The organism is Streptomyces sp. NBC_00028, assembly GCF_045041065.1.
In the GTDB taxonomy this organism is placed as follows: Bacteria; Actinomycetota; Actinomycetes; order Streptomycetales; family Streptomycetaceae; genus Streptomyces.
Genome location: NZ_CP108293.1, coordinates 790,662 through 816,335, shown reverse-complemented (window position 1 = coordinate 816,335; position 25,674 = coordinate 790,662). Strand labels below are relative to the sequence as shown.

The 25,674-nt window shown below is 71.8% G+C and carries 22 protein-coding genes; 3 read left to right on the top strand and 19 right to left on the bottom strand.

The genetic code is table 11. The features are described 5' to 3' along the window. Positions 1–36: 36 nt before the first annotated feature. The 10 genes from OG885_RS03595 to OG885_RS03550 are packed head-to-tail and all read right to left on the bottom strand — an operon-like array spanning position 37 to position 11,213. Positions 37–1,599 (bottom strand): ABC transporter ATP-binding protein, encoded by a 1,563-nt coding sequence (locus OG885_RS03595; protein ID WP_405725822.1) that lies wholly within the window; start codon positions 1,597–1,599, stop codon positions 37–39. Continuing rightward, positions 1,596–2,417, bottom strand: a complete 822-nt coding sequence (locus tag OG885_RS03590) for an ABC transporter permease (RefSeq protein WP_405725819.1) — start codon at positions 2,415–2,417, stop codon at positions 1,596–1,598. The genes OG885_RS03595 and OG885_RS03590 overlap by 4 nt, the downstream gene beginning before the upstream one ends. Continuing rightward, entirely contained in the window at positions 2,414–3,367 is a 954-nt protein-coding gene (locus tag OG885_RS03585) for an ABC transporter permease (RefSeq protein ID WP_405725816.1), read from the bottom strand. The genes OG885_RS03590 and OG885_RS03585 overlap by 4 nt, the downstream gene beginning before the upstream one ends. Further along, positions 3,364–4,923 carry an ABC transporter substrate-binding protein gene (locus OG885_RS03580; RefSeq protein WP_405725813.1) on the bottom strand — a complete coding sequence of 520 codons (1,560 nt, stop codon included), beginning with the start codon at positions 4,921–4,923 and terminating at the stop codon, positions 3,364–3,366. Before OG885_RS03580 ends, OG885_RS03585 begins: the two co-directional genes overlap by 4 nt. Before the next feature lie 21 nt (positions 4,924–4,944). Then, positions 4,945–5,733, bottom strand: coding sequence for a class I SAM-dependent DNA methyltransferase (locus OG885_RS03575; protein WP_405725810.1), 789 nt, complete (start codon positions 5,731–5,733; stop codon positions 4,945–4,947). Between the two features lie 13 nt (positions 5,734–5,746). Continuing rightward, positions 5,747–6,997, bottom strand: a complete 1,251-nt coding sequence (locus OG885_RS03570; RefSeq protein WP_405725807.1) for an MFS transporter — start codon at positions 6,995–6,997, stop codon at positions 5,747–5,749. Then, a complete protein-coding gene (locus OG885_RS03565) occupies positions 6,981–8,030 on the bottom strand; it encodes a dipeptide epimerase (RefSeq protein ID WP_405725804.1) in 1,050 nt (349 codons plus the stop codon). Before OG885_RS03565 ends, OG885_RS03570 begins: the two co-directional genes overlap by 17 nt. Beyond that, positions 8,027–9,103, bottom strand: coding sequence for a PLP-dependent cysteine synthase family protein (locus tag OG885_RS03560; RefSeq protein WP_405725801.1), 1,077 nt, complete (start codon positions 9,101–9,103; stop codon positions 8,027–8,029). The genes OG885_RS03565 and OG885_RS03560 overlap by 4 nt, the downstream gene beginning before the upstream one ends. After that, positions 9,100–9,960 carry a Rossmann-like domain-containing protein gene (locus OG885_RS03555; RefSeq protein ID WP_405725798.1) on the bottom strand — a complete coding sequence of 287 codons (861 nt, stop codon included), beginning with the start codon at positions 9,958–9,960 and terminating at the stop codon, positions 9,100–9,102. The genes OG885_RS03560 and OG885_RS03555 overlap by 4 nt, the downstream gene beginning before the upstream one ends. Then, positions 9,957–11,213 carry an ATP-grasp domain-containing protein gene (locus OG885_RS03550; RefSeq protein ID WP_405725795.1) on the bottom strand — a complete coding sequence of 419 codons (1,257 nt, stop codon included), beginning with the start codon at positions 11,211–11,213 and terminating at the stop codon, positions 9,957–9,959. The genes OG885_RS03555 and OG885_RS03550 overlap by 4 nt, the downstream gene beginning before the upstream one ends. A gap of 177 nt (positions 11,214–11,390) precedes the next feature. On the opposite strand from OG885_RS03550, the gene OG885_RS03545 reads away from it, so the two are divergent. Beyond that, positions 11,391–12,896 (top strand): alpha/beta fold hydrolase, encoded by a 1,506-nt coding sequence (locus tag OG885_RS03545; RefSeq protein WP_405725792.1) that lies wholly within the window; start codon positions 11,391–11,393, stop codon positions 12,894–12,896. Between the two features lie 76 nt (positions 12,897–12,972). On the opposite strand, the gene OG885_RS03540 is transcribed toward OG885_RS03545, so the two are convergent. The 5 genes from OG885_RS03540 to OG885_RS03520 form a co-directional block, all read right to left on the bottom strand. Further along, positions 12,973–15,507 (bottom strand): cellulosome protein, encoded by a 2,535-nt coding sequence (locus OG885_RS03540; RefSeq protein ID WP_405725789.1) that lies wholly within the window; start codon positions 15,505–15,507, stop codon positions 12,973–12,975. Between the two features lie 16 nt (positions 15,508–15,523). Then, entirely contained in the window at positions 15,524–16,348 is an 825-nt protein-coding gene (locus tag OG885_RS03535; RefSeq protein WP_405725786.1) for a carbohydrate ABC transporter permease, read from the bottom strand. Continuing rightward, complete coding sequence (locus tag OG885_RS03530; protein ID WP_405725783.1) at positions 16,345–17,268, bottom strand: carbohydrate ABC transporter permease; 924 nt, start codon at positions 17,266–17,268, stop codon at positions 16,345–16,347. Before OG885_RS03530 ends, OG885_RS03535 begins: the two co-directional genes overlap by 4 nt. A gap of 2 nt (positions 17,269–17,270) precedes the next feature. Beyond that, positions 17,271–18,599, bottom strand: coding sequence for an ABC transporter substrate-binding protein (locus tag OG885_RS03525; protein WP_405742561.1), 1,329 nt, complete (start codon positions 18,597–18,599; stop codon positions 17,271–17,273). A 66-nt stretch (positions 18,600–18,665) separates the two neighbouring features. Beyond that, positions 18,666–19,697: a LacI family DNA-binding transcriptional regulator gene (locus OG885_RS03520; RefSeq protein ID WP_405725780.1), complete on the bottom strand. Its 1,032-nt coding sequence runs from the start codon at positions 19,695–19,697 to the stop codon at positions 18,666–18,668. A gap of 76 nt (positions 19,698–19,773) precedes the next feature. Between OG885_RS03520 and OG885_RS03515 the strand changes: the two genes are divergently transcribed. Both OG885_RS03515 and OG885_RS03510 read left to right on the top strand, forming a co-directional pair. Continuing rightward, positions 19,774–21,909, top strand: a complete 2,136-nt coding sequence (locus OG885_RS03515) for a glycoside hydrolase family 36 protein (RefSeq protein WP_405725777.1) — start codon at positions 19,774–19,776, stop codon at positions 21,907–21,909. A gap of 69 nt (positions 21,910–21,978) precedes the next feature. Beyond that, a complete protein-coding gene (locus OG885_RS03510; protein WP_405725774.1) occupies positions 21,979–22,809 on the top strand; it encodes an SDR family NAD(P)-dependent oxidoreductase in 831 nt (276 codons plus the stop codon). A gap of 10 nt (positions 22,810–22,819) precedes the next feature. Here the strand turns inward: OG885_RS03510 and OG885_RS03505 are convergent, their stop codons facing one another. The 4 genes from OG885_RS03505 to OG885_RS03490 all read right to left on the bottom strand — a co-directional run bounded on the left by OG885_RS03505 (position 22,820) and on the right by OG885_RS03490 (position 25,604). After that, positions 22,820–23,092, bottom strand: a complete 273-nt coding sequence (locus OG885_RS03505) for a hypothetical protein (protein ID WP_405725771.1) — start codon at positions 23,090–23,092, stop codon at positions 22,820–22,822. Between the two features lie 73 nt (positions 23,093–23,165). Further along, positions 23,166–23,630, bottom strand: a complete 465-nt coding sequence (locus OG885_RS03500) for a cyclic nucleotide-binding domain-containing protein (protein ID WP_405725768.1) — start codon at positions 23,628–23,630, stop codon at positions 23,166–23,168. Positions 23,631–23,947: 317 nt separating this feature from the next. Further along, entirely contained in the window at positions 23,948–24,652 is a 705-nt protein-coding gene (locus OG885_RS03495) for a GNAT family N-acetyltransferase (protein WP_405725765.1), read from the bottom strand. 103 nt (positions 24,653–24,755) lie between these two features. Then, positions 24,756–25,604, bottom strand: coding sequence for a class I SAM-dependent methyltransferase (locus OG885_RS03490; protein ID WP_405725762.1), 849 nt, complete (start codon positions 25,602–25,604; stop codon positions 24,756–24,758). Positions 25,605–25,674: the final 70 nt, after the last annotated feature.

The following is a 25,674-nucleotide window of genomic DNA, read 5'->3' as shown; positions in this document are numbered from 1 at the left end:
CTCCTGCGCTAGGTCGTCACTAGATCGGTTCCTGTCCTAGACGGTCGGGGTTTCCTGGTCGGCCGTACCGACAGGTGTCGGCAGCCGCCTCGCCGTCTCCATGAGGGACCTGGTGAACGGATGCCGAGGCGTGGTGAGGACGCGCCGGGCCGGGCCCTGTTCGACGAGTTCGCCGGCGTCCAGGACGGCGATGCGGTGGGCCAGGGCGGCGGTGTCGAGGTCGTGGGTGATCAGGACGAGCGACAGGTCGTCACGGTCGTGCAGCAGGGCGGTGAGGAGGTCGAGGATGCCGCGGCGGGTGACGCTGTCGAGGCCGGAGGTGATCTCGTCGCAGACGAGCACGCGGGGGCGGGCCAGCAGGGCGCGGGCGAGGGCGGCCCGCTGGAGTTCGCCGCCGGAGAGCAGCCCGGGACGCCGGCGGGCGAGATCCTCGCCCAGACCGAGTGCGGCCAGCGTGGCCAGGGCCTCATGGGATGCCTCGACGGGGTCGCTGCCGCGCAGTCGGACCGCCGTGCGCGCGACCTGGTGCAGGACCGGACGGTGTTCGTCGAAGGCCGCGCGCGGGTCCTGGAAGACGTACTGCACGGCCGCCAGTTGCGCGCGGCTGCGAGCACGCAGGCTTCGCGGCAAGGGGGTGCCCTCCAGGAGGATCTCGCCGTCGTGGTCGCGGTGGAGCCCGGCCAGGCAGCGGGCGAGGGTGGTCTTGCCGCTGCCGGAACGGCCGATGACGGCCAGGCATTCGCCTGCGCGCAGGTCGAGTCGGTGCATCAGCAGCACCTTGGCGTCCCGATGGCGGGCGATGAGCCCGTGGACCTCCAGGACGGGCCTCCCGGATACGTCGTCGAGTGCCCTGAACTCCGGCTGTGCGGCCAGGAGTTCATGCGTCCATGGGTGTCGTGGCGCGAGCCAGACGCGTTCCGGCGCACCCGACTCGACGACGCGCCCGGCCCGCATGACGATCACCTCGTCGGCGAGGGCCCGTACGACGTCCAGGTCATGGCTGAGCAGTACGACCGCGATGCCGCGTGCCGCGACGGCGGCCAGCTGCTCGACGACACGGCTCTTGGTGAGCGCGTCCTGCCCGGTGGTGGGTTCGTCGGCGACGACGATCCGGGCACCCAGCAGCAGGGCCTGGGCGAGGACGACACGCTGCTGCTGACCACCGGAGAGCTGGTGCGGGTAGCGCCTCAACAAGACGGCCGCGTGCGGGAGTTGGGCCTCGGTGAGGGCGCGCAGAACCCGTTCGCGGGCTGCCGCCCGGCGCTGTGTGCGCGGCAGATGACTCACCTGGGCGCGGGCGATGTCCATGAGGAGCGCGGAGACCCGGCGGGCCGGGTTGAGAACGGCCGCGGGATGCTGGGGGACGTAACCCACCGGACCATCGGTCCCGCGACGCACCTCACCGGTGACGCGGGCGCCCCGCGGGAACTCGCCGAGCAGGGCCAGCCCCGTGGTCGTCTTGCCGCTGCCGGACGCCCCGACGAGGGCGACGACCTTGCCGGGCAGGGCCCGGAGCGTCACCCCGTCGACGATCGCCCGGCCGTCGACCTCGACGCGCAGCTCCCTCAGCTCGGCCACGGGCTCGTCGGTCTTGTTCATCTGATCGACCTCATGTTTGGGCCGCGGCCCCGGTCGCCCCCGAGCGCGGCGTCGAAAAGGAGGTTGGTGCCGGTCGTCAGGGCGACGATCAACAGGGCGGGTACGACGACGGCCCACGGCTGGACGAACAGGCCCGTACGGTTGCGGTCGACCATGACCGCCCAGTCAGCGGCGTCCGGAGCCACCCCCACACCGAGGAACGCCGCCGTCGCGACCAGATACAGCACGCCCGTCAGCCGTGTCCCGGCGTCGGCCGCCAGGGTGCGCAGCATGGACCGCCCGACATAGCCGACGGCCGTCCGCCACCAGGTCTCGCCCTGCATCCGCAGCGCCTCGACGGCGGGCCGGGCGGCGGCCTCCGCGGCGGAGGCCCGGACGAGACGGGCCGCGTCGGGCACGTTGACCAGCGCGACCAGCAGGGCGAGCCCGACCGCGCCCGGCGCGAACACGGTCGCCGCCAGCAGGATCAGCAACAGCGAGGGCACGGCGAGCAACACGTCCAGGGGACGCATCACCAGCTCCTCCAGCCAGCGCCGATGGGTGAGCGCGCCGAGCAGACCGACCGGAAGCGCGACGAGATACGACAACGCCGTGGCGGCCAGCGCGGTCAGCACCACAGGACGGCCCCCGTGCAGCACCTGCCGCCACACGTCCCGGCCCACGAAGTCGGTGCCGAGCCAGTGACCCCCGCCGAGGGTGAACGACGCTGCCCGCGGCCCCGTTTCACCCGCGAACACCGGCCCCAGCAAGGCGATCACCAGCGGTACGGCGATGACCGCGACCCCGAACGCGAAGCGCCCCGTACGCCCCGTGCTCACGCGGCCACCCCCGCCCGCGGAGTGAGCCGGTGGGCCACGAGATCCGCGCCGAGATTCAGTACGACGGTCAGCACGCCGAACACGACGGCGAGCCCCTGGACCACCGGCACGTCGCGTTCGGCGACGGCGTCGAGCAGCACCGTGCCGAGCCCCGGAATCACGTACAGCGCCTCCACGACGATGACGCCGCACAGCAACCAGTCGACGGTGCGGGCGAGTTGCTGTACGGCGGGGGCGAGCGCGTTGGGCAGGGCGTGGGTGTAGCGGATGCGGGTGCCGGAGATGCCGTAGCGGCGGGCCTGGGCCACGTACGGCGAGGCCAGCGCGTCGATCATGCCCGCCCGCACCAGCCGGGACAGTGAGCACACCGGACGCGACAGCAGCACCAGCACCGGCAGGACGAGCGCGGCGGGATGGCCGAGCAGGTCGGTGCCGTAGCCCACGGCGGTCGGGGGCAGCCAGGCCAACTGGAGTGCCAGGACGGTCACCAGGAGCACCCCGAGGGCGAACTCGGGTATCGCGTAGACGGCGAGCGTCACCGAACTGATCAACCGGTCGGCCAGGCGCCCCTCATGGCGGGCGGCGAGCACCCCGAGGCCGAAGCCGAGCGGGATCAGCAGCACCAGAGTGAGCGTGGCCAGCAGGAGCGTCGGCCCGAACCCCTCGGCGATGTACCGGCCGACCGGGCGGCCGGAGACCAGTGAGGTGCCGAGGTCGCCGTGGAGCAGCCCTGTCGCCCAGTCGGCCAGCCGCTCGTGGGCGGGCTCGTCGAGCCGCATGGCCTCGCGGATCGCGGCGATCCGGGCCGGGTCGGGCTGGTCACCGGCCAGGGCGACCGCCGCGTCGCCCGGCAGCGCCTCGGTGAGCGCGAAGACCAGCAGCACCACGGCCACGGTCTGCACGGCACCGAGAAGCAGCCGCCGGACGACGAAGGAACGCAGTCCGCTCACGCCAGCCAGACCTTGTCGAACCGAGCCCAGTCGAGTGTGTTGGCGGGGGCCTTGGCCTCAACGCCCCGTACATTGCGGGCCGTTCCGAGGATCCAGTCGGCGAACCCCCAGATGAGGAACCCGCCCTCGGAGTACAGACGGCGCTGCATCCGGTCGTAGACGGCGGCCCGCGCGGTCGCGTCGCGGGTGGACTGGGCCTGCTCGTAGAGCGCGTCGAAGTCCTTGTGCCGCCACTTGGTGGCGTTGGTGGTGGAGTCGGTCAGCAGCCGCTGGGAGATGTGGGCCTCGATGGGCAGGGCGCCGGAGCGGTAGCAGCACAGGGTGCCGTTGTTGAGGATGTCGGCCCAGTAGGAGTCCTTGCTGCCCATCTTCACGTCGACGGTGACTCCGGCCTTGGCGGCCTGGTCGCGGAAGATGCTCGCGGCCTCGGTGAACCCGGCGGCGACGGCCGAGGTGTCCAGGGTGACCTTGAGGTTCTCGGCGCCGGCCTGCTTGAGCAGGGCGCGGGCCCTGTCGAGGTCCTGTTCGCGTTGGGGCAGCGAGTCGTCGTAGTACTCGTACCCCTTGCCGAACAGGTCGTTGCCGACCACCCCCGCTCCGGACAGGGCCCCGTCGACGAGTTCGCGCCGGTCGGCGAGGAGGAAGAACGCCTGCCGTACCCGCGCGTCGTCGAAGGGCGGCCGGTCCGTCTTCATGCAGAACGCCTGCATGGCGCTGTTGCGCAGCCGCACGATCTCGATCTGTCCCTTGCCTTCGTGGGCGCGGGCGGTTGTGGGGTTCAACTCGTGCGCGTACTCGATCTGTCCGCCGAGGAGCGCGTTGACGCGGGCCGACTCCTCGTTGGCGACGACGAACTCGACCTCGTCCAGGTGCGGGGCGCCCTCCCAGTAGTCGTCGTACCGGCGGAAGACGGCCGAGCGGCCGGGGGCGAAGGAGACGAACCGGAAGGGGCCGGAGCCGATGGGTTTCTTGTCGAAGTCGGTTGCCTTGTCCGGGACGATGTACGCCCCGAACGCGGCGAGCACGTTGGGGAATTCGGCCGTGGGCCGCTTGAGCACGAACTCGATCGACCGCTGTCCGGTGGCCCGGCTGGCGTCGAGGTCGATGGGCTCCAGGGAGGCCTTGGCGCGGAACGCCTGGTCCGGGTCGGCGATACGGCGGTAGCTGTACAGGACGTCGGCGGCGGTGACCGGCCGGCCGTCGTGGAACCTGGCCTGACGAAGCGTCACCTGCCAACGGTCCAGGGTCTTGTTCGCCTCCCACTTCTCGGCGAGCCGGGGCTGGGCGGACAGGTCGGCGCCGTAGTCGGCGAGCTTGTCGTACAGGGCCTTGGCGCGGGCCGCGTCGGCGAAGAGGTTGGCCAGGTGCGGATCGAGGGTCTCGCCGGCCCCGCCGCCGGCGAACGCGGCCCGCAGCCGCCCACCGCTCTTCGGAGCAGCGTCGCTCCTCGGTTCGCCCTCGTCGGTGCCGGCGCACCCGGCGAGGGTCAGCGCGCCCAGTGACGTGGCGGCGAGGAAACCGCGTCGGCGCAGGCCGGGATGACGTTCGTCGTACATGGATGTCCTTGAAGGTTGAGGTCAGGCAGGGGAGTTGAGGCGGGCGACGACATGCAGCCGGTCCGCGTCCGTCGTGCCGTCGGGCAACCGGCCCTCCCGCCACGGTGGTTCGGTACGCGGGCCGGGACCGTCGTGGAGTTCGAGCACCTCGAAGCCGTGCGAGGTCAGCAACTGCCGTAGTTCCTGCGGGAACAGCAGCCGCCACGCGGAGCGCTGCTCGACCGGAGCCGAACCGTCGTCCGAGGTCCATACGCGGGTGCGGCGCAGGAGTTGGGCCGTACGGTCCACGGTGAGTGTGGTCGTGGAGCGGTGGACGGTGCCCCGCCAGGTGAAGGAGCTGACGGTGGGCGTGTCCAGGAGATCGGTACGGCCGAGGAAGTACGCGCCGTTGCGCATCTCCGCGACCAGCAGCCCGCCGGGCGACAGGGCACGTCGGCAGGACGTCAGGAACGCGTCCAGCTGGGCGTTGGTGTGGCAGTACAGCAGCGCGCTGTCCAGGCACACGACGGCGTCGAACACCCCCACGTCGAACCCGTGCAGGTCCGCGTGGACGTACGCGGGTCCGGGATGGTGGACGCGGGCGTGGGCGAGCATCGCCTCGGACACGTCGGCGCCCGTGACCGTGCGGCCCACGCCGGCCAGATGGGCGGCGTCGCGGCCGGTGCCGCAGCCCATGTCGAGGACGCGGGGTCCGGCCCCGTGCCGGCGCAGACAGTCCTCCGTCCAGCGCCCGGCCAGCCGGTCGGGGTCGGGGAAGCGGGCCTCGTACAGCTCGGGGTTGTCGGTGAGGAGATTGCGCGGAGGAGCCATCCGGGGTGCCTCCTCAAGCCGTCGCCGGTACGGGTACGGCGGGCTTCTGCGGCGTCGGAAGCGAGCCCGTCCGGTGCAGCCAGGCCACGCCCAGCGCCGACGCCAGCCCGAAGAGGGCGCAGCAGGCCCACGGCAGCCAGTCGGTGTCGCCGCGCTCCCCGGCGTCCATGGCCCAGCCGACGACGGTGTTGCCGACGGCGGCGGCGATGCCGGACACCACGTAGAAGATGCCGAAGTAGGTGCCGGTCAGCTCGCTGCGGCCGAACCCGGGGATCAGCTCCATGACGAACGGCTGGGCGACCATCACCCCGAGGTAGAGCAGCAGGGCGCCGGCCAGGACGGGCAGCGCGCGCAGCACGGGATGGCCGGAGGAGCCCACGACCAGGGCAGGTGGCAGGAACGCCACCGCCATCAGCCCGAGGCCCGTGGCGATCCAGCGCGCCCTGTCACCCCGCGCCTTGAGGGCCCGTGTGATCCGCAGTTGCAGCGCCAGGTTGGTGAGCGTGCCGACCAGGAAGACGAGCCCCGCGGCGCCGTCCCAGCCGGTGGCCCGCCGTGCGCCGTCGGGCAGCAGCAGATACAGCTGGTTCTCCAGGGTGAACATGCCGACCATGGCGAGCGCGAAGGCGAGGAAGGCCCGGTTGCCGAGCACCTCGCGCCAGTCCCCGAGCACCGTGCCCTGGCCGGGTTCCACCTTGTGGGCGGGCAGCACCAGGGCCTGGGCGACGGTGAGGACGGCGAAGATCCCGGCCGCGGTGAGCGCGGACGTACGGAAGTCGACGAGCAGCAGCGCGCTGCCCAGCAGCGGGCCGATCAGGGCGCCGGTCGTGGCGAACACGTTGAACAGGGCGAACGCCTCCGCCTTGCGCTCGTCCGCCTCCTGGGCGATGTAGGTGCGCACGGCCGGGTTGAACAACGCCCCGGCGAGCCCGCTGAGCACGGACGCGGCGAGCAGCACGCCCAGGTCGTCGCCGAGCGCGAACAGCGCGAACCCGACGGTCCGCAGCGCGCATCCGGCGATGATGACACCGCGCGCGCCGAGCCGGTCGGAGGCCGAGCCGCCGATGATGAACAGGCCCTGCTGGCTGAGGTTGCGCACCCCGAGGACGATGCCGACGACGGCCGCCGACATGCCCAGGTTGTCGCTGAGATGGGTGGCGAGGTAGGGGATGAGGAGATAGAAGCCGGTGTTGACGCCGAGCTGGTTGACCAGCAGGAGCTGGACGGCGAGCGGAAAGCCGCGCATCTCACGCCACGTCCTCATAGGCCCCCACCTCCACGACTCCCAGTCCGGGCAGGTCGTTTGCGCGTACGACGCCGTCCGTGCCGCCGATGCCGGTCCACGGGTCGTGGGCGAGCAGCAGATGTCCGTCGAGGTCGGTCCAGCGGGCGCGGTCGGCCAGGTGCACGGCGGGCGCGAGCCCGAGGCTGCTCGCGGTGAGACAGCCCAGCATCAGCTCGGTGCCACTGCCGTCGAGCGACGCGGCGATCCGCAGGGCCGCGCATATACCGCCGCACTTGGCGAGCTTGACGTTGACGCCCTGGACGCGTCCGCTGAGGCGGCGTACGTCGTCGAGGTCCACCGCGTCCTCGTCGGCGATGACCGGCAGGGGTGAGCGTTCCGCCAGGGCGCCCAGGGCCTCCGGGGTGCCGGGCGCGAGCGGCTGCTCGACGGCCTCGACGCCGAGCTCGGCGAACCGGGGGAGCAGCGCCTCGGCCTGGGCCGGCGTCCAGGCGCCGTTGGGGTCGAGGAGCAGTCGGGCGCCGGGAGCGACGTCGCGGATGACGCGGACGCGCTCCACGTCGTCCTCCGGGTCGACGGTTCCCGCCTTGACCTTGAGGACCTCGAAGCCGCTCGCCGTGAGCCGTCGCGCCTGCGCCGCCGCGTCGGCCGGCGAGGTGATGCCAATGGTGCGGGCGGTGGCGGCGACCGGCGGTTCCTCCGTACCGAGCAGCCGGTGGACGGGGACCCCGGCCCGCTTGCCGACGAGGTCGAACAGGGCCGCCTCGACGGCGGCGGTCACTGCCGGAGGCGTGTCCTTGGGCGTCAACTCGGCTGCGTACAGGGCGCTTTCCGGGTCGGGGAAGCGTGCGAGGGCGGTACCGGCCGCAGCGAGCAGCCGTACGAGGGTGTCGGTGTCGAGGCCGTAGTAGACGCTGGTGACGGCCTCGCCGTGGCCGGTGACACCGTCGTGCTCGACGGTCAGCCACACCGCGTCGCGGGCGGACATGGTGGAGCGGGAGATGCGCAGCGGCTCGGCGAGAGCGAGGCGTACGGTGCGCAGGCTGGCCTTCACAGGGTCCTTTCCAGGAGCAGGGGATCGGCGACGCGGGTGCAGCGCACCCAGCCGGTGGCCTCTGCGGCGCGGGGGTGCGGAATCTCGACGGGGCGGGTGGCGGCCGTGGCCGGGTCGAGGCCGTGGGCGGCGGCGAAGTCGTCGTCGTAGACGGTGCCGAGGTAGCGGTGCGGGCCGTCGGGAAAGACGGTGGCGACGACCGCGCCGGGATGGACGCGGGCGGCCCAGGCCGCGACGCGGGCGGCGGCGCCGGTGCTCCAGCCGCCGCTGACGAAGCTGCCCAGGGCGAGGCGACGGCAACTGTCCACGGCCTCGGCGGGCCCGACCCAGTGGACCTCGTCGAAGGCGTCGTAGGCGACGTTGCGCGGGTGGATGCTGCTGCCGAGCCCGCGCATCAGCCGGGGCCGGGCGGGCTGGCCGAAGATGGTGGACCCGGTCGAGTCGACGCCGATCAGCCGCAGCGCGGGCCAGCGTCGGCGCAGCGGGCCGATGAGGCCGGCGCTGTGGCCGCCCGTGCCGACGCTGCACACCAGGATGTCCAGATGGTCGAGGCGGTCGACGAGTTCGGCGGCCAGTGAGGCGTAACCGGCAGTGTTGTCGGGGTTGTTGTACTGGTCCGGCCAGTACGCGCCGGGCAGCACCGCCAGCAGCTCCCGCAGCCGATCCAGCCGCGCGGCCTGCCAGCCGCCCACGGCGGCCGGACGGTCCACGAGCTCCAGCCGGACCCCGTAGGCACGCAGCAACTGCCGCATGGAGGGCTCCAGTTCACTGTCACCGACCAGCACGACGGGATGTCCGAGAGCCTGGCCCGCGAAGGCGAGCCCGATGCCGAGCGTCCCCGACGTCGACTCCACCACCGGTGCGCCGGGCAGCAGTTGGCCGCGCTCCCGGGCGCCCAGCAGCATCGACACGGCGGCCCGCGCCTTCATGCCGCCCGCCGCGAGCCCTTCGAGCTTGGCCCAGAAGCCGGGGTGCGGACCGGGCAGTTCGGCGGTGACCCGGAGCAGGGGAGTGCGGCCCAGCAGGCCGAGCAGTTCCGGACGGGCGACGGGGAGGACGGCGGCGGTGGTCATCGTTCGCCCTCCGGAAGGTCGCCGCGAGAGGCAGCGCCTGGGTCGCCGCCGTAGTGGTGGACGGTTCCCGCACCGCCGTCGAGCCAGAAGAAGGGGTACGGCTCGGCGCACACCGCGCTCACCCCGTGGCCGAGGAAGCGCGGCAGCACGGCACTGCCGGTCTGCGCGAACGCGACCAGCTGCTTGCCGTACGTCCGCGCGTGTTCCCGCAGCGGTTCGAAGGTGCCGTTGCCGAGGGTCATCCCCGACACCAGCAGCGCGTCGCAGCGGCCCGCCTCGGCGAGCGCGTCGGTCATGACCGCCTCGCCCCACTCGGTCAGCCCGCCCTTGAGGTCACAGGGAACGTAATCGAGCCCCCGTGAACGCAGCGCCTCCAGCAGGGAGTTGACGACCCCCACCACCAGCACGGTGGCGCCCGCCGGCAGATCGAGCAGACCGACCACGGCCGCCGCCCGGGCGCGGGACTTCTCGAGCGAGGTACCGGCGGGCAGGGCGACGGGACGTGCCCCGTGCTCCGGCGTGTGCGGGGTGACGTGCATCAGATAGGCGTCCAGCGCGGCCACGCGCACGGGAAGCGACGGATGCTCCAGCAGGCGGGCCACATCGGCGCCGACGCACTCCTCCACGGTCTCGTCGGGCAGGGTGCCGGGCTCCACCGCGCAGGAGCCGACGGCTCCGCCAAGGCGCAGGCTCAGCACCTCGTTGCGATAGCCGGTGCCGCGTCCGTCGTGCCGGACGGCCTGTCGCGTGGTGAAGGCCACGGCGACGCGCTGTGCGGCCGGATCAGGGCCCAGCTCACCGGCGCGGACGCGGGTGAGGAGGTCGTCGAGACCCATGGTGCCGGTGACGGTGGTCATCGGATCACCAGCCCGGACCGCAGCTCGCCGAGCAGCGCCTCGACCCGCTCCCGGGCGCCGAGCCCGGTGGCGTCGGCCGCCATGACGTGTCCGAGGTACTCGTTGTTGCTGCCCGCCGCGGTGACCGGTCGGCCCGGCTCGGCGAGCTGGAGCTCCAATACACCTGGCGCATCGCGGAGTTGATTCCCGTCGAGGGCTTCGAGTGTGCCCGCGGCCTCCGGTACCAGGAAGCCGACGGCCGCGCTGCGCAGCCCGGTGTCGCCGCCCCGCAGATCGGGTGCGTGGCCGAGGGAGACGTCGACGAAGGCCGCGGCCAGGTCGATGCCGGTGACATGGCGGACCAGTTCGGTGATGCGGTTCCCGGCCGGCCGGGGATTGACCTCGACCACGCGCGGACCGGCGGAGGTCAGCTTGATCTCGGTGTGCGCCACGACCCCGTCGGTGAGGCCGAGGGCCTTGAGCGCGGTGCGGGCGGTGTGCTCGGCGGCCTCGGTGTCGGCGGCCGACAGGGCGGCCGGGAACATGTGCCCGGTCTCGATGAACGCGGGTGCCCCGCCGATGCTCTTGTCGGTCACGCCCACCACGTGCACCGCCCCGGCGTACGACACGGTCTCGACGCTCACCTCGGGGCCGTCCAGCAGCTCCTCCAGCTGGACCGCGGGATCCCTGCGCTGGCCACGGGCGTTGACCGGGAAGTCCGACAGAGCGCGCACAGCCGTGGCGAGTTGCTCCTCGTCGTCCACGCGGCGCACATACATACCCGCGCACAGGTCGACGGGCTTGACCACCAGCGGATAGCCGATCTCCCGTGCCGCGCGGGTGAGATCGGCCCACTCCTCGTGCACGGCGTAACGCGGTCCGGGCACCCCCGCGTCGGCGAGGACGCGGCGGGTGGCGTCCTTGCGGCAGGCGTTCTCGACCGCCTCCGGGCCGGGGCCCGGCAGACCAAGCCGTCCGGCGATCCGCGCCACCGCCGGCAGGTAGTAATCGCAGGAGGTGAGCACGCCGTCGAAGCGCAGGACCGCGTGCAACCGCTCGATCTCGGGCAGCAGGGTGTCCAGGTCGTTGGTGTCGCCGGTGAGGACATTGCGGGCGCCGAGCAGCGGGTGAGCGGTGCCCTCGGGTGCCGAGCGCAGGTAGTGGTGCAGATCGCGGGTGAGGAACGTGAACTCGTGCCCACCCTCTCGGATGGCCCTCGGCAGCAGTCTGCTCATCGACCCGACCCAGCTCTCGACCATCAGCAGATGAGCCACAACTCCCCTTTTCGTGCAGTCAGTTCAGGATTCAGGGCAGCCCGGAGAAGCCCTCGGGCGGGAGGGGCCGGGCCTTGCGCCCAGACAAGCTATCGATAATCATTTTCATTTACCAGTCCCTTACCGCCGTCCCCCACTGCCGTGCCCTCCCTCACCGCCCTCTGCCCGGAGCGATCCTTGTCTCGTCGTACCGTCCTGCTGTGCGTGCTCGCCGCCGCGGCCGCCGCCCTGCCCGCCGCCCCCGCCCAGGCCCGCACCACACCCCCACCCGCACCCGCCGCCCTCCACTTCGGCGCCTGCCCCGACACGGTCCCGCAGCCCACCGTCCCCGACCGTGTCGAGTGCGCCCGGCTCAGCGTCCCGCTGGACTGGGCGCGCCCCGACGGCCGACGCATAGTGGTGGCGGTCTCCCGCGTCCCGGCCTCCGGCACCCCGGCCGAACACCGCGGCGCCCTGCTCGTCAACCCCGGCGGCCCGGGCGGCTCCGGACTGCCGTACGCGGTCACCAAGCGCGCCAGACTCCCCGAGAGTGTGCGGCGCGCGTACGACGTCATCGGCTTCGACCCGCGCGGCGCCGGACAGAGCGCACCGGTGGACTGCGGCCCGATGGGCGGCCTCTTCGACAGCCCCGGCGCCGACCCCGTCCCCGTCGGGTCCACCGCGGAACAGGCCTATCTCGCGTCCCTGCGCCGCATGGCCGACGACTGCGCGGCACGCGAGGCCGACGTGCTGCCGTACTTCTCGACGGAGCAGATCGCGCGGGACATGGACGCGATACGGGCCGCGCTCGGGGAACCGCGGACCAACTTCCTCGGTGTCTCCTACGGCACCTATCTCGGCGCCGCCTACGCCGCCCGCTTCCCGCAGCGCACCGGCCGGATGGTCCTCGACAGTGTCGTCGGCCCCTGGGACTGGTACGACTTCGATGTCGTCCAGAGCCGGGCGCTGCTGCGGCAGCGCGACACGTTCTTCGCCTGGGCCGCCGCCCACGCGGACCGTTTCGCCCTCGGCGACAGCGCACAGGCCGTCCGCCAGGCGTATCTGTGCGTCCGCGAGGGCCTCGCCGCCCATCCGGTCGCTGGCTTCGGCCCCGCGGAGTTCGACCGTGCCGTCTACCGCGCCCTGGGCCGCACCGAACGCTGGACGGGCCTCGCCGACGGCCTCCGCGCCTACCTGCGCGACGGCACCATAGCCGCCCTCCGGCCCGCCACCGCCTTCGACAGCCCCGACTCACACACCTACGAATCCGCCAACCGCGTCACCAAGTGCGCCGACGGCCCAGGTCCCGCCCCGCGCCGCATCCTCGCCGACATCCGCCGCACCCGGACCCTCGACCCCCAGCCCGTCCTGGCCGGCATGGAGGCCTCCACCTGCGCCTACTGGCCGCACCGCCCGGCCCACCGCACCCGGCTCGGCAGCCCCGAGGCCCCGCCCCTCCTCCTGGTGGCCTCCGTCCACGATCCCGTGACCCCCATCGAGGGCGCCCACCAGCTGCGCCGCCTCCTGCCCGGCTCCCGGCTGATCACCCTCGACCACGACTACTCACACGGCGTCTTCGCCAGCCGCGGCAACACCTGCGTGGACAAGAGGGCCGCCGCCTACCTCGTCGACGGAACGCTCCCGGCGACGGACGTACGCTGCACCGGCCCCGGGCTGCCCCAGGTCCCTCGCACGGTGAGTTGACCTTGGAGCCGCCCCTGTGACGCACGTGTCACCGGGCCGTGAGGTCGCACGGGCCCGGTGACGTGGCGCGCCGCGATCAGTGCCGGAACTCTCCCACCACACGCCCCAGTTCGATCCGGTCGATGTTCGGCGCCCATCCGATCGGGTTGCCGAACGTCACCGTGTTGGGGCCCTTCTTCAGCTCGACCGGGACGCCGAGCGTCCAGTAGTCGTCCCAGCTCCAGGTGTTCTTGAAGGTGGCCCGGGTCGGGGCGCCGGAGTCCACGGTGATGTCCGCCGTACGGGACATGATGTCGGTGTTGTACGCGTGCCCGTTGTCGCGCCGCTCGTTGTGCGCGTACCGCACGACGAGGAGATAGCGGCCGGACCGTGGCGCGTTCACCGTGAACTCGGCGGTGCTGTCAGGGCTGTTGCCGAGCGAGCCGATGTAGGAGCCGCCGGAGGCGTGCGCGGAGTCGACGAGTTCGGCGCCGCCCGACAGGGTGGCCGACGCGGCCTCGTAGGCGAGCGTGCTGGCCGTCGAGCCGTCGCCCGAGACGTCGAGAGAACGGACGGAGGTGTGCTTCGCGCTCAGCGCGACACGGTTGTTCCCGACCACCAGGTACAACCGTAGGGGCTGTCCCGGCGCGGCCGTCACCGTCTCCCCGTGCAGCCGCAGCCTCACGGGCGCGGAGGCACGCGAGCGGACCGTGAAGTAGCCGTCGCGCGGGGCGTAGACGTCGAAGACTGCCTTGTCACCGGTACGCAGCACGAGAGCGCCCGTGCCGACGCCGGACGACGAGGAGTAGTCGTACGACGGCCTGCCGCTGATGTCGGCGAGGGTGGCCTCGTACGACGCGGAGGCCTCGCCGGTACGGGCCGTGAGGTCGATGCGGTCGAGTGTGACCTCGGCGTCGCCCTTGGCCAGGGTCAGCACGTGGGAGCCCGCCGTGAGCCGGATGTCGACGTCGTTCTTGGCGCGGTAGGTCCAGTTCTCGGTGGAGGGGTACGAGACCGTGACCGGGTCGGCGCCGTCGACCGACAACCGTTGGGTGGCCGGGCCGCCGGACTGGTTGCCGTAGAGGATGGACAGGTCGTATGTGCCGTCCGTCGGGACCGACACCGTGAAGTCCACCTTGCTGGAAGGCTCGTTGAGGGAGCCGACGTCCTTGGTGCCGGAGGCGGCGTAGCCGTTGGCGTTGCTCACCGTGCCCTGCGTGTAGATCTGCCCGGCGGTGATCGCCGCGTCCTCGGCCTCGTACGACGCCGACCACGGGACGGCGGCGGGGGAGGGGGTGCCCGAGCCTGCGGGGGTGAGGACGATCCGGTACGCCGACATCTTGTGCAGGCCGCGCAGCGGGACGGTCACCGTGCCGTCATTCGCCACCTTGAGCTTGGCGCGGGTCAGCACCTGCGGCGCGGCGTGCTGCCCCTCGTACCCGGACCAGGCCGCCTCGGCGACGGTCGCGGTGACCGTGCGGCCGAAGACGGAGCGGGGGACGTTGCGCACCACGACATCGGAGTCGCCGGCCGAACCGCCCAGCAGGACCTGGGCCTGGCGGCGGGAGGAGTCCAGGGAGGCGAGGCCCTGGAGGGTGTCGATGGTGTTCGGCTGCGGCGGGGTCACCTTCACCGTGTCGCCGGTCAGCCCGGCGTACCAACGGAAGAACCACCAGCCGCCATTGGGGATGTTGGAGCGCACCACCTGGCCGCTGAGATTGCCGGCGGCGTCCCAGTACGCCATGTTGGCGTACACCTTGTTCCTCTCGAACATCGAGACCCACTGCACGAGCTGCCCCGGCACGGACAGGTCCCGGCGATTCGCGTACTCGTCGATGTTGATCCTGAGCGGGCCGATGCCCAACTCCCGTTCAAGAGCACGGTAGTTGTCGTAGTGGCCCTGGAAGTCGCGCAGCGACCCGGAGCTCAGCTCGTGCCAGGTCATGATCTGCGGCAGGACGTTCTCGCGCTGGGCGAAGGTGAGGAAGTCCCGCAGGAAGCGCGGGTAGTAGCCGGTCTCGTTGGGCCCCGCGATCACCGCGTCCGGGTCGATGGCGCGGATGCGGTGGTAGACCGTCTTCCAGTGCGCGAAGAAGCGGTCGCGTTCGACCTCGTACGCGGCCTGGTCGGTGAGGTTGAGCTTGTACCAGATGAAGTCCGGCTCGTTGAACGGGATGTAGACGAAACGGTCGCTGTTCGGGTCGGCCGCTATCTCCTGGGTGATCTTGTCGACCTTGGGGAGGTAGTCCTCGATGCCGAGATCCTCGTACGGCCACTTGGCGTACATGTCCTGCATCATCACGTTGATCTCGCCGCCGCCGTTGCGGAAGAACGACTTGGAGACGGAGAGTGCGTCGCCGTTGGGGTGCTGGGCGCCGCCCTCCGGTTTCTGCGAGATGCTGGTGATCTTCAGGGGTGCCAGGGCGGCATCGCTGGGGACACCGTCGTCGCCGAGGCCGTACAGGGCGCCGTTGGCGCCGAGCGTCACCGGGCCCTCGGAGTCGGCCAGGTCGACGGTGAGACGTTGCGGGTCGGCGGCCGACGCGGAGCCCAGGGTGGGGACGAGGGCGGCGAGGGCGAGCACGGCTGTCAGCAGGGCGGTTCGGGATCTCGTGCGGGTGGGGGCGAGCACGCTGGCGGACCTCCGGTTATTTGACGGCTCCACTGGTGATTCCGGACACGATCTTTCGCTGGCCGACGAGGAACACGGCGACCATCGGCAGGCTCATCACCACGACGTACGCGAAGACGAGATGCCAGTTCTCGAGGTAGAGCTGGGCGCTGGCGACCTGGTACAGGTTGAGCGGCAGGGTCGCCCGCTCTCCGCCGCCGAGGACGAAGAACGCGTAGAAGACATCGCTCCAGGCATAGAGCATCACCATGATCGTCGCGGTGGCGATCACCGGCCTGAGCAGGGGCAGGACGATCCGCGCGAAGATCCGCCACGGGGGTGCCCCGTCGATACGGGCCGCCTCCTCCAGTTCGACGGGGATCGCCCGGATGAACCCGGTCATGAAGAAGACGGACGTCGACAGATACATGCCGGTGTAGACGGCGATCATGCCGGGGCGGGTGTTCGCGAGGCCGAGCTGCCGCAGCTCCATCACGATGGTGATGACGGCGGGCGGCAGCAGCAGACCGCTGATGCACAGCGCGTACGCCGCCGAGACCAGCTTGGACCCGCGGCGCGCGAAGACCCAGGCGGCGCCCGCCCCCAGCAGCAGGACGAGGATCACCGAAGGCACCACGACCAGCAGGGAGTTGAGGAAGCCGCGGAGCATCTCGCCCTGGCTGACGGCGTCCGCGTAGTTGTCCGCGGGCTGCCAGTGCCGAGGCAGGTCCAGGTTCGGCCTGATGGCCTCGGCCTGGGGCTTGGCCGAGGTGACGGCGACCAGCCACAGCGGTACGCCGACGGCGAGGCCGGCCAGCAGGACGACGAGGGCCGGGCGGGCGTAACGCCACACCGGGGTCACAGGAGTTGCTCCCTTCGGCGCAGTCCGACGACCAGCGGGATCGCCACGGCCACCACGACCAGGAACAGGACCAGACTCATCGCGGAGGCCTGGGCGTACAGGCCCTGCCCGAAGATCCGGAACATGTAGATGTTGAAGACCTCGGTGGACGCGGCGGGCCCGCCACCGGTCGTGGCCTGCACGATGTCGAAGGTGTTCATCGAACCGATCAGCGCCGTGGTCACGTTGAAGGTGACGGCCGGGGCCAGCATCGGCCACCGCACCGACCAGAAGGTGCGCAACGGCCCGGCCCCGTCCATCCGCGCGGCCTCCAGCATGTCCCCCGGGATGCCCTTGAGCCCGGCCAGATAGATCAGCATCGCCAGCCCCATCCACTTCCAGCCGTGGATGAGCGAGACCACCACCAGCGTCCACGTCGTCGACCCCAGCCACGGAATGTCGCCCCCCAGCACGGAGTTGACGGCGCCGTCCTGGTCGAGGAGCGCCTGGAAGACGTAGCCCGTCGCCAGAGCCGAGATGAGCACCGGAAGGAAGAAGGCCGCCCGGAAGAAGCGGTTGAAGCGGGTGTCGTCCTCAAGGAGCAGGGCGAGCACCAGTCCGAAGCCGTTCTGGAAGAACGCCGCGAGCACCGCGTACAGCAGGGTCGTCCGGATCGCCCGCAGCAGAGAGCCGTCGTCGGCGATGGTCCTGAAGTTGTCCAGGCCGGTGAAGGCGATGTCCGGGTGGTAGGAGGACCAGTTGGTGAACGGGTAGTAGAAGTTGAGCAGGTTGGGGACCAGGAAGAAGCCCGCGAAGACGACGATCGCCGGGAGGGCGAACCACCAGGGATGGTGCACCGCGGCCCGCGGCAGTCGCCCCGGCCTCTTCGGCGCGCCCGACACCGGCGCGGGTTTCTTGGCGCGTACGACCGTATGAGCCATCGTCAGAATCCGGGCGCGGCCTGCGCCTTGGCCACCTGGGCGAACTGGTCCTGGATGGCCTGGGCGACCTGTTGCGGGTTCTTCTTCCCGTAGATCATGTCGGCCAGGTACAGATGCGTGTCCGGGGCGACGATCGCCTTCGCCTGGAAGACGCCGATGGCGGTCGACAGGGCCTCGACCTGGTCCTTGGAGGTCTGCGGCAGACCGTCGGGAGTGGGCACGGAAGGCTGCACGGACGGGATCTTCATCGCCTTGATGTAGTCCGCGTAGTCGGGCCCGAGCCAGAAGGCGAGGAACTGCCGGGCCGCGTTCTGCCGCTTCTCGTCTCCCGTCCTGAAGGCGACCACACCGTTGGTCTGGTCGGGCGAATACAGGCCGGTGGCCGAGGAGTTGGCGACGGGGAACCAGCCGATCCGCCGGTCGATCTCGGCGGTGGAGTACTTGGCCTGCAACTGACTCTGGAAGGAGGTGACGTTGAGGACCATCCCGGCCTCGCCCTTCCACAGGGCGTCGGCCTGTCCGGTGAAGGTGCCGGTGCGGTAGTTCTTCTGGGCCAGCCCGGCGTCAAGGAGCTTGTCCTTGTACTTCTTGATCGCGCCGACCACGACGGGGTCGGTCCACTTCTCCTTGTTCCGGTTCAGCCCGTCCCACCACGTCTGGTCGAGGTCGGTGAGCTGGATCTGCGTCTGCCACTGCAACGGCCACTTGTCACCGCCGGCCTCGTAGAAGGCGGCCGCGTCCGTCTTGTCGACCACCTTGTGACCGAGGGCGAGCAACTCGTCGTACGACTTCGGGAAGTCCTTCTCGCTCAGTCCGGCCTTGGCGAAGACGTCCTTGTTGTAGTAGACGCCGAGCATGGCGGGGCTGGTGACGATCGCCGCGTACCGCTTGCCGTCGATCATGCCGAGCGACTTCTCGGTGTCGCCGAGCTTCGCCTCCCACGGTTCCCCGTCGAGGGGGAGGAGGTTCTGCTTCGGCTGGACGAACGGCAGGGTGGAGATGCTGGGTTGCCAGAACATCAGGTCGGGGCGGTCGCCGGAGGCCAGCTTGGTCGGCACGTTCTGCTCGTACAGGTCCGGGATCGCCTGGGTCTCGACCTCGGCGCCGGTGGCCTTCTCGAACGCGTCGATCACCTGCTTCGGCGCGTTGACCGTGTTCTGCGCGGTCCACATCGTGAGCTTCACGCCGTCGAGGCGGGCGGTGGGGTCAACGGCCGTCTGTCTGGCGTCGGAGCCGGAGTCCGAGTCGGCCGCGGTGGGGTCGCTGCACGCGGTGGCGGCCAGGGCGAGGGCGGATATCAGGGCCAGTGCGGGGAGTGCTCTTCTCTTCATCACGTGCCTTTCGGAGCAGGTGGTTCAGGAAGCGGGACTCACAACTGCCGTGCAGACGGGCGGTGTTCAGGAGGGCGGCGGCCCCGAGCTCTCCCGGACCACCAGCTCCGGGACGGAGACCGGGTGCGGGGCGATCTGCGCCGACTCCTCCAGCGCCCCGTGCAGCAGCGCGAACGCGGACCGCCCCAGTCCGGTGAAGTCCAGGCGTACGGTCGTCAGGGAGGGCGTGAGATAGGCGGAGTGCGGGGCGTCGTCGAACCCGGCCACGCTGACCGCGCCCGGCACCGGGCGGCCCGCCTCGTGCAGGGCGCGCAGGACGCCGAGCGCCAGGTCGTCGTTGCCGCACAGGACCGCGGTGACGGTGGGGTCCTTCGCCAGCTTCAGCCCCGCCGCGTGGCCGCCCGCGGGACCCCAACTGCCCTGCACCGGGCGGGGTTGCGGGGCGCCGGCCTCCTTCAGGGCCTGCCGCCAGCCGCTGGTGCGGGCGCTCGTGCGGCGGGTGCTGGACGGGATGGCGACGTAGTGCACGGTCTCGTGCCCGAGCGAGAGCAGATGACGGGTCGCCTCGTAGGCGGCCGCGCGGTCGTCGGTCCACACCCAGGGGCGGTGCTCGCCGGGCGGGCTCGCCGGGGTCTCCACCACGCCGACGACCGGCACCCCGGCCGGGACGGTGCCCAGGGCGCGGACACCGGCCGGATCGTAGGCGATCACGATCAGGCCGCCACCCGCGTCGGCCGCTCTTCGCACCTCCGCGGCGACGGCGGTCTCGTCGGCCGACTCCAGGACGCTGATCCCGACCGCGTAGGAGGCGGCGCGCGCGGCCTCCTCGACGCCCTGGAGGATCGAGGCGTAGCCGTAGTGGGTGGTGTTGGCGGTGAGCACGGTCACGGCCCGGGTGCGTCCGCTGGCCAGGGCGAGCGCGGTCGCGCTGCGCCGGAAGCCCAGCTCGTCGATGGCGGCGAGCACCCGCTCCCGGGTCGACGGCTTGACGCTGGGGTGGCCGTTGATCACCCGGGAGACGGTCTGGTAGGAGACGCCGGCGGCGGCCGCGACGTCCCTGATGCTTGCCGGGCTCCTTGTGTGACCGGTCACATTCATGCGAGGATTGTGACCGGTCACACACGGGGCGTCAAGAGAACGTAACAACGGATTCACGCGACCGAGGGGGAGCGCCTTGACCGGTACGGCGGATACGGGGGAGCTCGATCAGCGCGTTCCGAACTCCTCACGAGGCACGTTCAGTTGGGGACATGCGCAGCTGAGGGCCGAGTTCGCCACCGCCGCCGACGGAACGCTGCGGCCGATCCGGCTCGACGGCACCGGCTCCGGCGACCCCGAGACCGCGCTCCCGCTCGTCGAGCTCACCGCCCTGGGGCACGGCAGCGGCTGGTCCGGCCCGCGCTTCACCGGCACGGCCCTCGGCTCCCGCCTCCGCTACCGGGGCCACCACGCGGACCGCCGTGATGGATGGGAGCGCCTCACTGTCGAACTCCACGACCCCGCAAGCGGGTTGACGGCCTTCGCCGAGCTGTCCTCCCCGTCCGGCGTCCCCGTCCTGCGGTCCCGGGTGCGCCTGCGCAACGACGGCGACACACCTCTCGTCGTCCAGTCCGTCAGCAGCCTCCTGCTCGCCGGCCTGCCCGGGCCGGACGCCCTCGACGTCCACCGTGCCCGCAACGACTGGCTCGCGGAGTGCCGCTGGTACACCGAACCGCTGCGCGCGACCGTCGCCGACATCAACGCCGACGCCCACCAGCACGACAGCCGGGCCGCCCTCGCCCTGACCGGACGCGGCAGTTGGCCCACCGACGGCCATCTGCCGATGGGCGCGCTGACCCGACGGGACGACGGCCGGACCTGGCTGTGGCAGATCGAGTCCCCGGCGGGCTGGCGCTGGGACCTCGGCGAACACGCCGGGGGCAGCCACCTGGCGCTGAACGGCCCCACCGACGCCGCACACCAGTGGCGGGTCCGGCTCGCACCGGGCGAGGAGTTCACCACGGTGGCGGGCGTGCTCGCGCTGGGCACCGGGTTCGACGCGGCGATGGGCGCCCTCACCTCGTACCGCCGCCTCGTCCGCCGCCCGCACCCGGACCACACACACCTGCCGGTCGTCTTCAACGACTACATGAACACGCTGATGGGCGACCCCACGACGGCCAAACTCCTCCCACTGATCGACGCCGCCGCCGAGGCCGGCGCGGAGTACTTCTGCATCGACTCCGGCTGGTACGACGACACCGCCGACGGCGGCTGGTGGAACAGCGTCGGTGCCTGGGAACCCTCGCCCCGCCGCTTTCCGGGCGGCGGCATCCAAGCCGTACTGGACCGCATCCGCGCACGCGGCATGGTGCCCGGGCTGTGGCTGGAGCCGGAGGTCATCGGCGTGGACAGTCCGCTCGCGACGACGCTGCCGCCCGACGCGTTCTTCCAGCGCGACGGCGTACGCCTCACCGAACAGGGCCGCCACCAGCTCGACCTGCGGCACCCGGCCGCCCGCGCCCACCTCGACCGGACGGTGGACCGGATCGTGGGGGAGTGGGGCGTGGGCTATCTCAAGCTCGACTACAACATCGTCGTCGACCCCGGCACCCACGGCCCCGGCGACCTCGCGCCCGGCGCCGGGCTGCTGGGGCACGCGCAGGCATACCTCGACTGGCTCTCCGACGTCCTGGACCGGTACCCGGCACTGGTCATCGAGAACTGCGCTTCGGGGGGCCTGCGCATGGACGGCGCCACCCTGGCCGTCACCCAGCTCCAGTCCACCAGCGACCAGCAGGACCCGCTGCGCTACCCGCCCATCTCCGCCTCCGCCCCGACGGCCGTCCCGCCGGAACAGGGCGCCGTGTGGGCGTACCCGCAACCCGAGTTCGACGACGACCTGATCCGCTTCGCCCTTGGCGGCGCGCTCCTCGGCCGCATCCACCTGTCCGGGCATCTGAACCGGATGTCCACGCCCCAACTCCGGCTCGTGCGCGACGCGGTGGACGTGTACAGGAGCATCCGCCGGGACCTCGCGACGGCCCTGCCGTTCTGGCCGCTGGGGCTGCCGGGCTGGACGGACGAGTGGCTCGCACTCGGCATGCGCGTGCCTGACGGCCGTACGACGTACCTGTCGGTGTGGCGGCGCGGCGGGGAGACCGAACTGAGCCTGCCCGTCGGCCATTTGGCCGGGCAGGCGGTGCACCCGGAGGTCCTGCACCCGGGGGACGCGTCCGTCGGCACGGCCGAGTGGGACGGGGACGCGGTCAGGGTGTCGGTGCCGCGGACGCCGGGTGTGTTGCTGGTGCGGTTGACCGCGGGGGCGTAGGCAAGGATTCTTCTGCGAGGCTGCGACGTGCCGCCTCGGAACCTCCGAGTCCTCTTCGCGGGAGCCGACGTGATCGGAAGCAGGCGGATCGGCACCACTTCGGACACCGGCGCGCAGGCCGTCCTGGTGACGGGAGCGGCCAGCGGCATCGGGAGACACGCCGCCCTCGCCCACGCCCGGCGAGGCCATCCGGTCGCGGCCCTGGACATCGACGCCGAGCGCCTCGCCCAACTGCCCCGCCACAATGGCCTGCACACCTTCACCTGCGATGTCACGGACGCCGACGCACTGGACCGGACCCTCCAGGATGTCGAGGCCGCCGTCGGAACGCCGACGCGGGTCATGCACTGCGCCGGCATCGCCCGCGTGGGCCGGCTGCTGGACCAACCACTCGCCGACATCGAGCAGTTGGTGCGGGTCAACTACCTCGGCAGCGTGCAGGTGGCCCGGGCCGTCGTGCCCCGCATGGCCGCCGGGCGGGGTGGCGCGCTGATCCTGGTCGCCTCCATCGCCGGATGGGTGCCGATGACGTCGGTGGGGGCCTACTCCGCGTCCAAGGCCGCGCTCGTCGCGATGGCCGAGGTGCTCGCCCGGGAGTGCGCAGGCAGCGGCGTCCGGGTCGTGTGTGTCTGCCCGCCCGCCGTGGAGACGCCGATGCTCACCGAGATGCAACGCGGCCATCCCGACGTCATCAGCGACGCCCCCGGCATCCACCCCGACATCGTGCTGCGCTCCGCCGAACGTGCCCTGGCCAGGGGACGCGTCCTGGCGTTCCCCGGACGGGGCACGACCACCCTGTGGCGGGCCCGGCGACTGGCCCCACTGCGGGTGACCAGCCTGCTGGAGGCGGTTCTGCTGAAGCAGTTGAGCAAGTCGCGCCCCACGCAGGCCGGGTTGTGACGTGCGGGTGTCAGCGCCACTCTTCCGGGATGTTCGCCAACTGCCGCAGCAGGTCCCACCCCTGGGCCTTGTGTTTGCGTTCCATACCGGGGCTCGTCCACGGGGCGCCCTGGCCGACCCAGTAGCCGCGACAGGTGCGCAGCCCCATCACGCTCTCGTCACCGACGTCCGACTCGTTGCCGCAGCAGGAGCAGATCTCCTGGGTCGGCCAGCCGTCCGCCCAGAACACGTCGCCGTCGTCGAATCCGCAGACCCGGCACACCGTCTCCCACGTCTCGTCCACGTCGGCCAGCCTATCGATCACGTCTGCGTGGGCCGGACGATCGGCCCACGCAGACGTGATCGATAGGCCGAGGTCAGCGCAGTCCGCCGCTGCCGTAGGGGGCGTACAGGTCGAGCAGCCGGGTGCGGGCCGCCTGCAGGCGATGCGCGACCACTTCGCCGACCCACCGGGCGATGCTCCGCCCGAAGTCGGGGTCGGCCTGGCACAACTGACGTACGGCCGACGCGTCGAACTCGTACGCCCGCAGCGGCGACGACGTCCCGGCGCCCAGATGCCAGACGTACGGCGGGAACAGCCAGGACCAGCCGATCAGCTCGTTGTGTCCCAGGGACTCGATGACCGCGGCGCGCCGGCCCGGCACCCGGACGTCAAGGTCGACGGTGCCGGTCCGGATGATCCAGAACCGGTCCGCCCGCGCGCCCTCCTCGAAGAGCCGGACACCCTCGGGGAAGGACACCTCGCGGGCGATCCGCAGCAGACGGTCCCGGTGCGCGGCGGGCAGCGCCCGCGGCATGCTCGTCGTTGCGGGAGCGTTCATGGTGCCGCCTCCAGACAGTCACGTGCCCCAAGGGCTCTGGGACAGGCGTACGGCCTCCGAGAAGGTCTACGGAGCTACCACCACCAGCGTGACCACTGGGTCCCGCCCCGGCCATGGGCCACTCGGCCCCACCCCAGGGCCACCCGGCAGCCCGTGCGGCACCCTCCGTCACCCTGCGGACGACCGTCGGCACCCTGTGCGATCAGGGTCACCCCGCCCGCCGTCATCGGCTCGGCGCCCGGCATCGTCGAGGAGTCGGGTGGACGACGCACGCCGGCCCCGGCCCGCCGCCCCGCTGACCTCCCCTCAGCGGCCCGTCACGGCGTACGGAATCCCCGGAACGTCACCGGTTTCCGGCTCTCGAAGCCGAGTCGTTCGTACAGCGCGAGCGCACCGGTGTTCGCCTCGGCCACGTGCAGAAAAGGGCGTTCGCCCCGGGACTCGATGCGTGCGGTGAGCGCGCCGATCAGGCGCCGGGCGTGGCCCCGGCCGCGTGCCTCCGGGGCCGTGCAGACCGCGCTGATCTCGGTCCAGCCCGGCGGCCGGAGCCGTTCGCCCGCCATGGCCACCAGCCGGCCGCCGTCGCGGATGCCGAGGTAGGTGCCGAGCTCGTGGGTGCGGGGCCAGAACGGGCCCGGTTCGGTGCGGGTGACGAGGTCGAGCATCTCGGGGACGTCCGCCGCGCTCAGTTCCACCACGTCGGCACCGCTCACGTCGTCCGCCTGCTCGGCCGGGCCGCCGCCGGGCCGGATCAGCTGCCGGCCTTCGAGGACGAAGACCGGCTCCCAGTCCGATGGTGGGGCGGCCGGGCAGCTGAACAGATCGGCGAACTGCCCGCCCCCGAGCAGCTGGGCCAGATCGGCCCAGTCCCTCGCCTCCGCGTCGGCGGGCACCGCCGAGAAGGACGCGACCCCCGGTACATAGGTGGCGGCCCGGCCGAGCGCCTGGGCGAGATGCGCGTGATGACCGCCGAGTGACGAGCCCACCGGGTCGTCGAGCACGGTGGCGTCGCTGTTCGTCATCGTGGGGCCTTTCGTGACGGGGGAGGCCGGGCGCGGCTCCCGCATCGTACGTCCCCTTCCCTCGCTGACGACCGAAATGTCGCGCCCTGTGGGTGGGCGGGCGTCAGCCTGCCGCTCTGGCGTCCACCACCCAACAGGCCGCCGTGAAGCGGACTTCGGGACCGTGCACGAACGGTTCGAAGGCGGCGCGGACCGTCTCGACGACACGCGGCCGGATCTCCTCGTCCAGGTCGGGGAGGAGCATCCCGAGGGGGCCGAGCTCGGTGAAGTAGCCCACCAGCTCGCTCGTCGGCAGTACGCAGGGCAGTTCGACCGGCTCGATGCCGATCTCACCCCACCCGCTCTCGGCCAGGACGCCGCGGACCACGTCCGCGTCCGCGAAGGCGAACTGCCCGGGGCCGTCCGGCCGTCGGGCCGGCAGCTGCGGTACGAGCGGGGCGGCGGCCCGCTCGGCCGTGGTCATGAACGGGTTCTCCTCGGGCCCACGCCAGGCGACGAACCGCAGCCCGGCCCCGTCCCGCGCGGCACGCCGAAGGTGAGTGAACGCCCGTACCGAGTCGTCGAAGAACATCACACCCAGGCGCGAGACGACGGCGTCGAAGGTCGCGGGCTCGAACGGATGGTCCGCCGCGTCCGCCACGACGAACGACGCCGGCACGCCCGCCTCGGCCGCGCGGTCCCGGGCGGCGCCGATCATCGGTTCGGAGATGTCGACGCCCACGCACCGCCCTTCGGGACCGAGCCGCCGGGCGACGGCCACCGTGGTGCTCCCGGTGCCGCAGCCGACATCGAGCACCCGGCCTCCGGCCGCGGTGGTCAGCCCCTCGACGAGCAGCTCCTCCAAGGGTTTGAGCAGCCCGTCCAGCAACTCCTGCTTCGCGACCCAGACATGGCCGGCGCGACCGCCCCAGCGGCCCGGCTGGTCGTCCTCGGTCGGGTGCTTGATCTCCATGATCGTCTCCTGTCCTTGCTTGCCGACGGCGGGTCCGGAATGACAGCGTGCTACTTCAAGCCGACTTGAG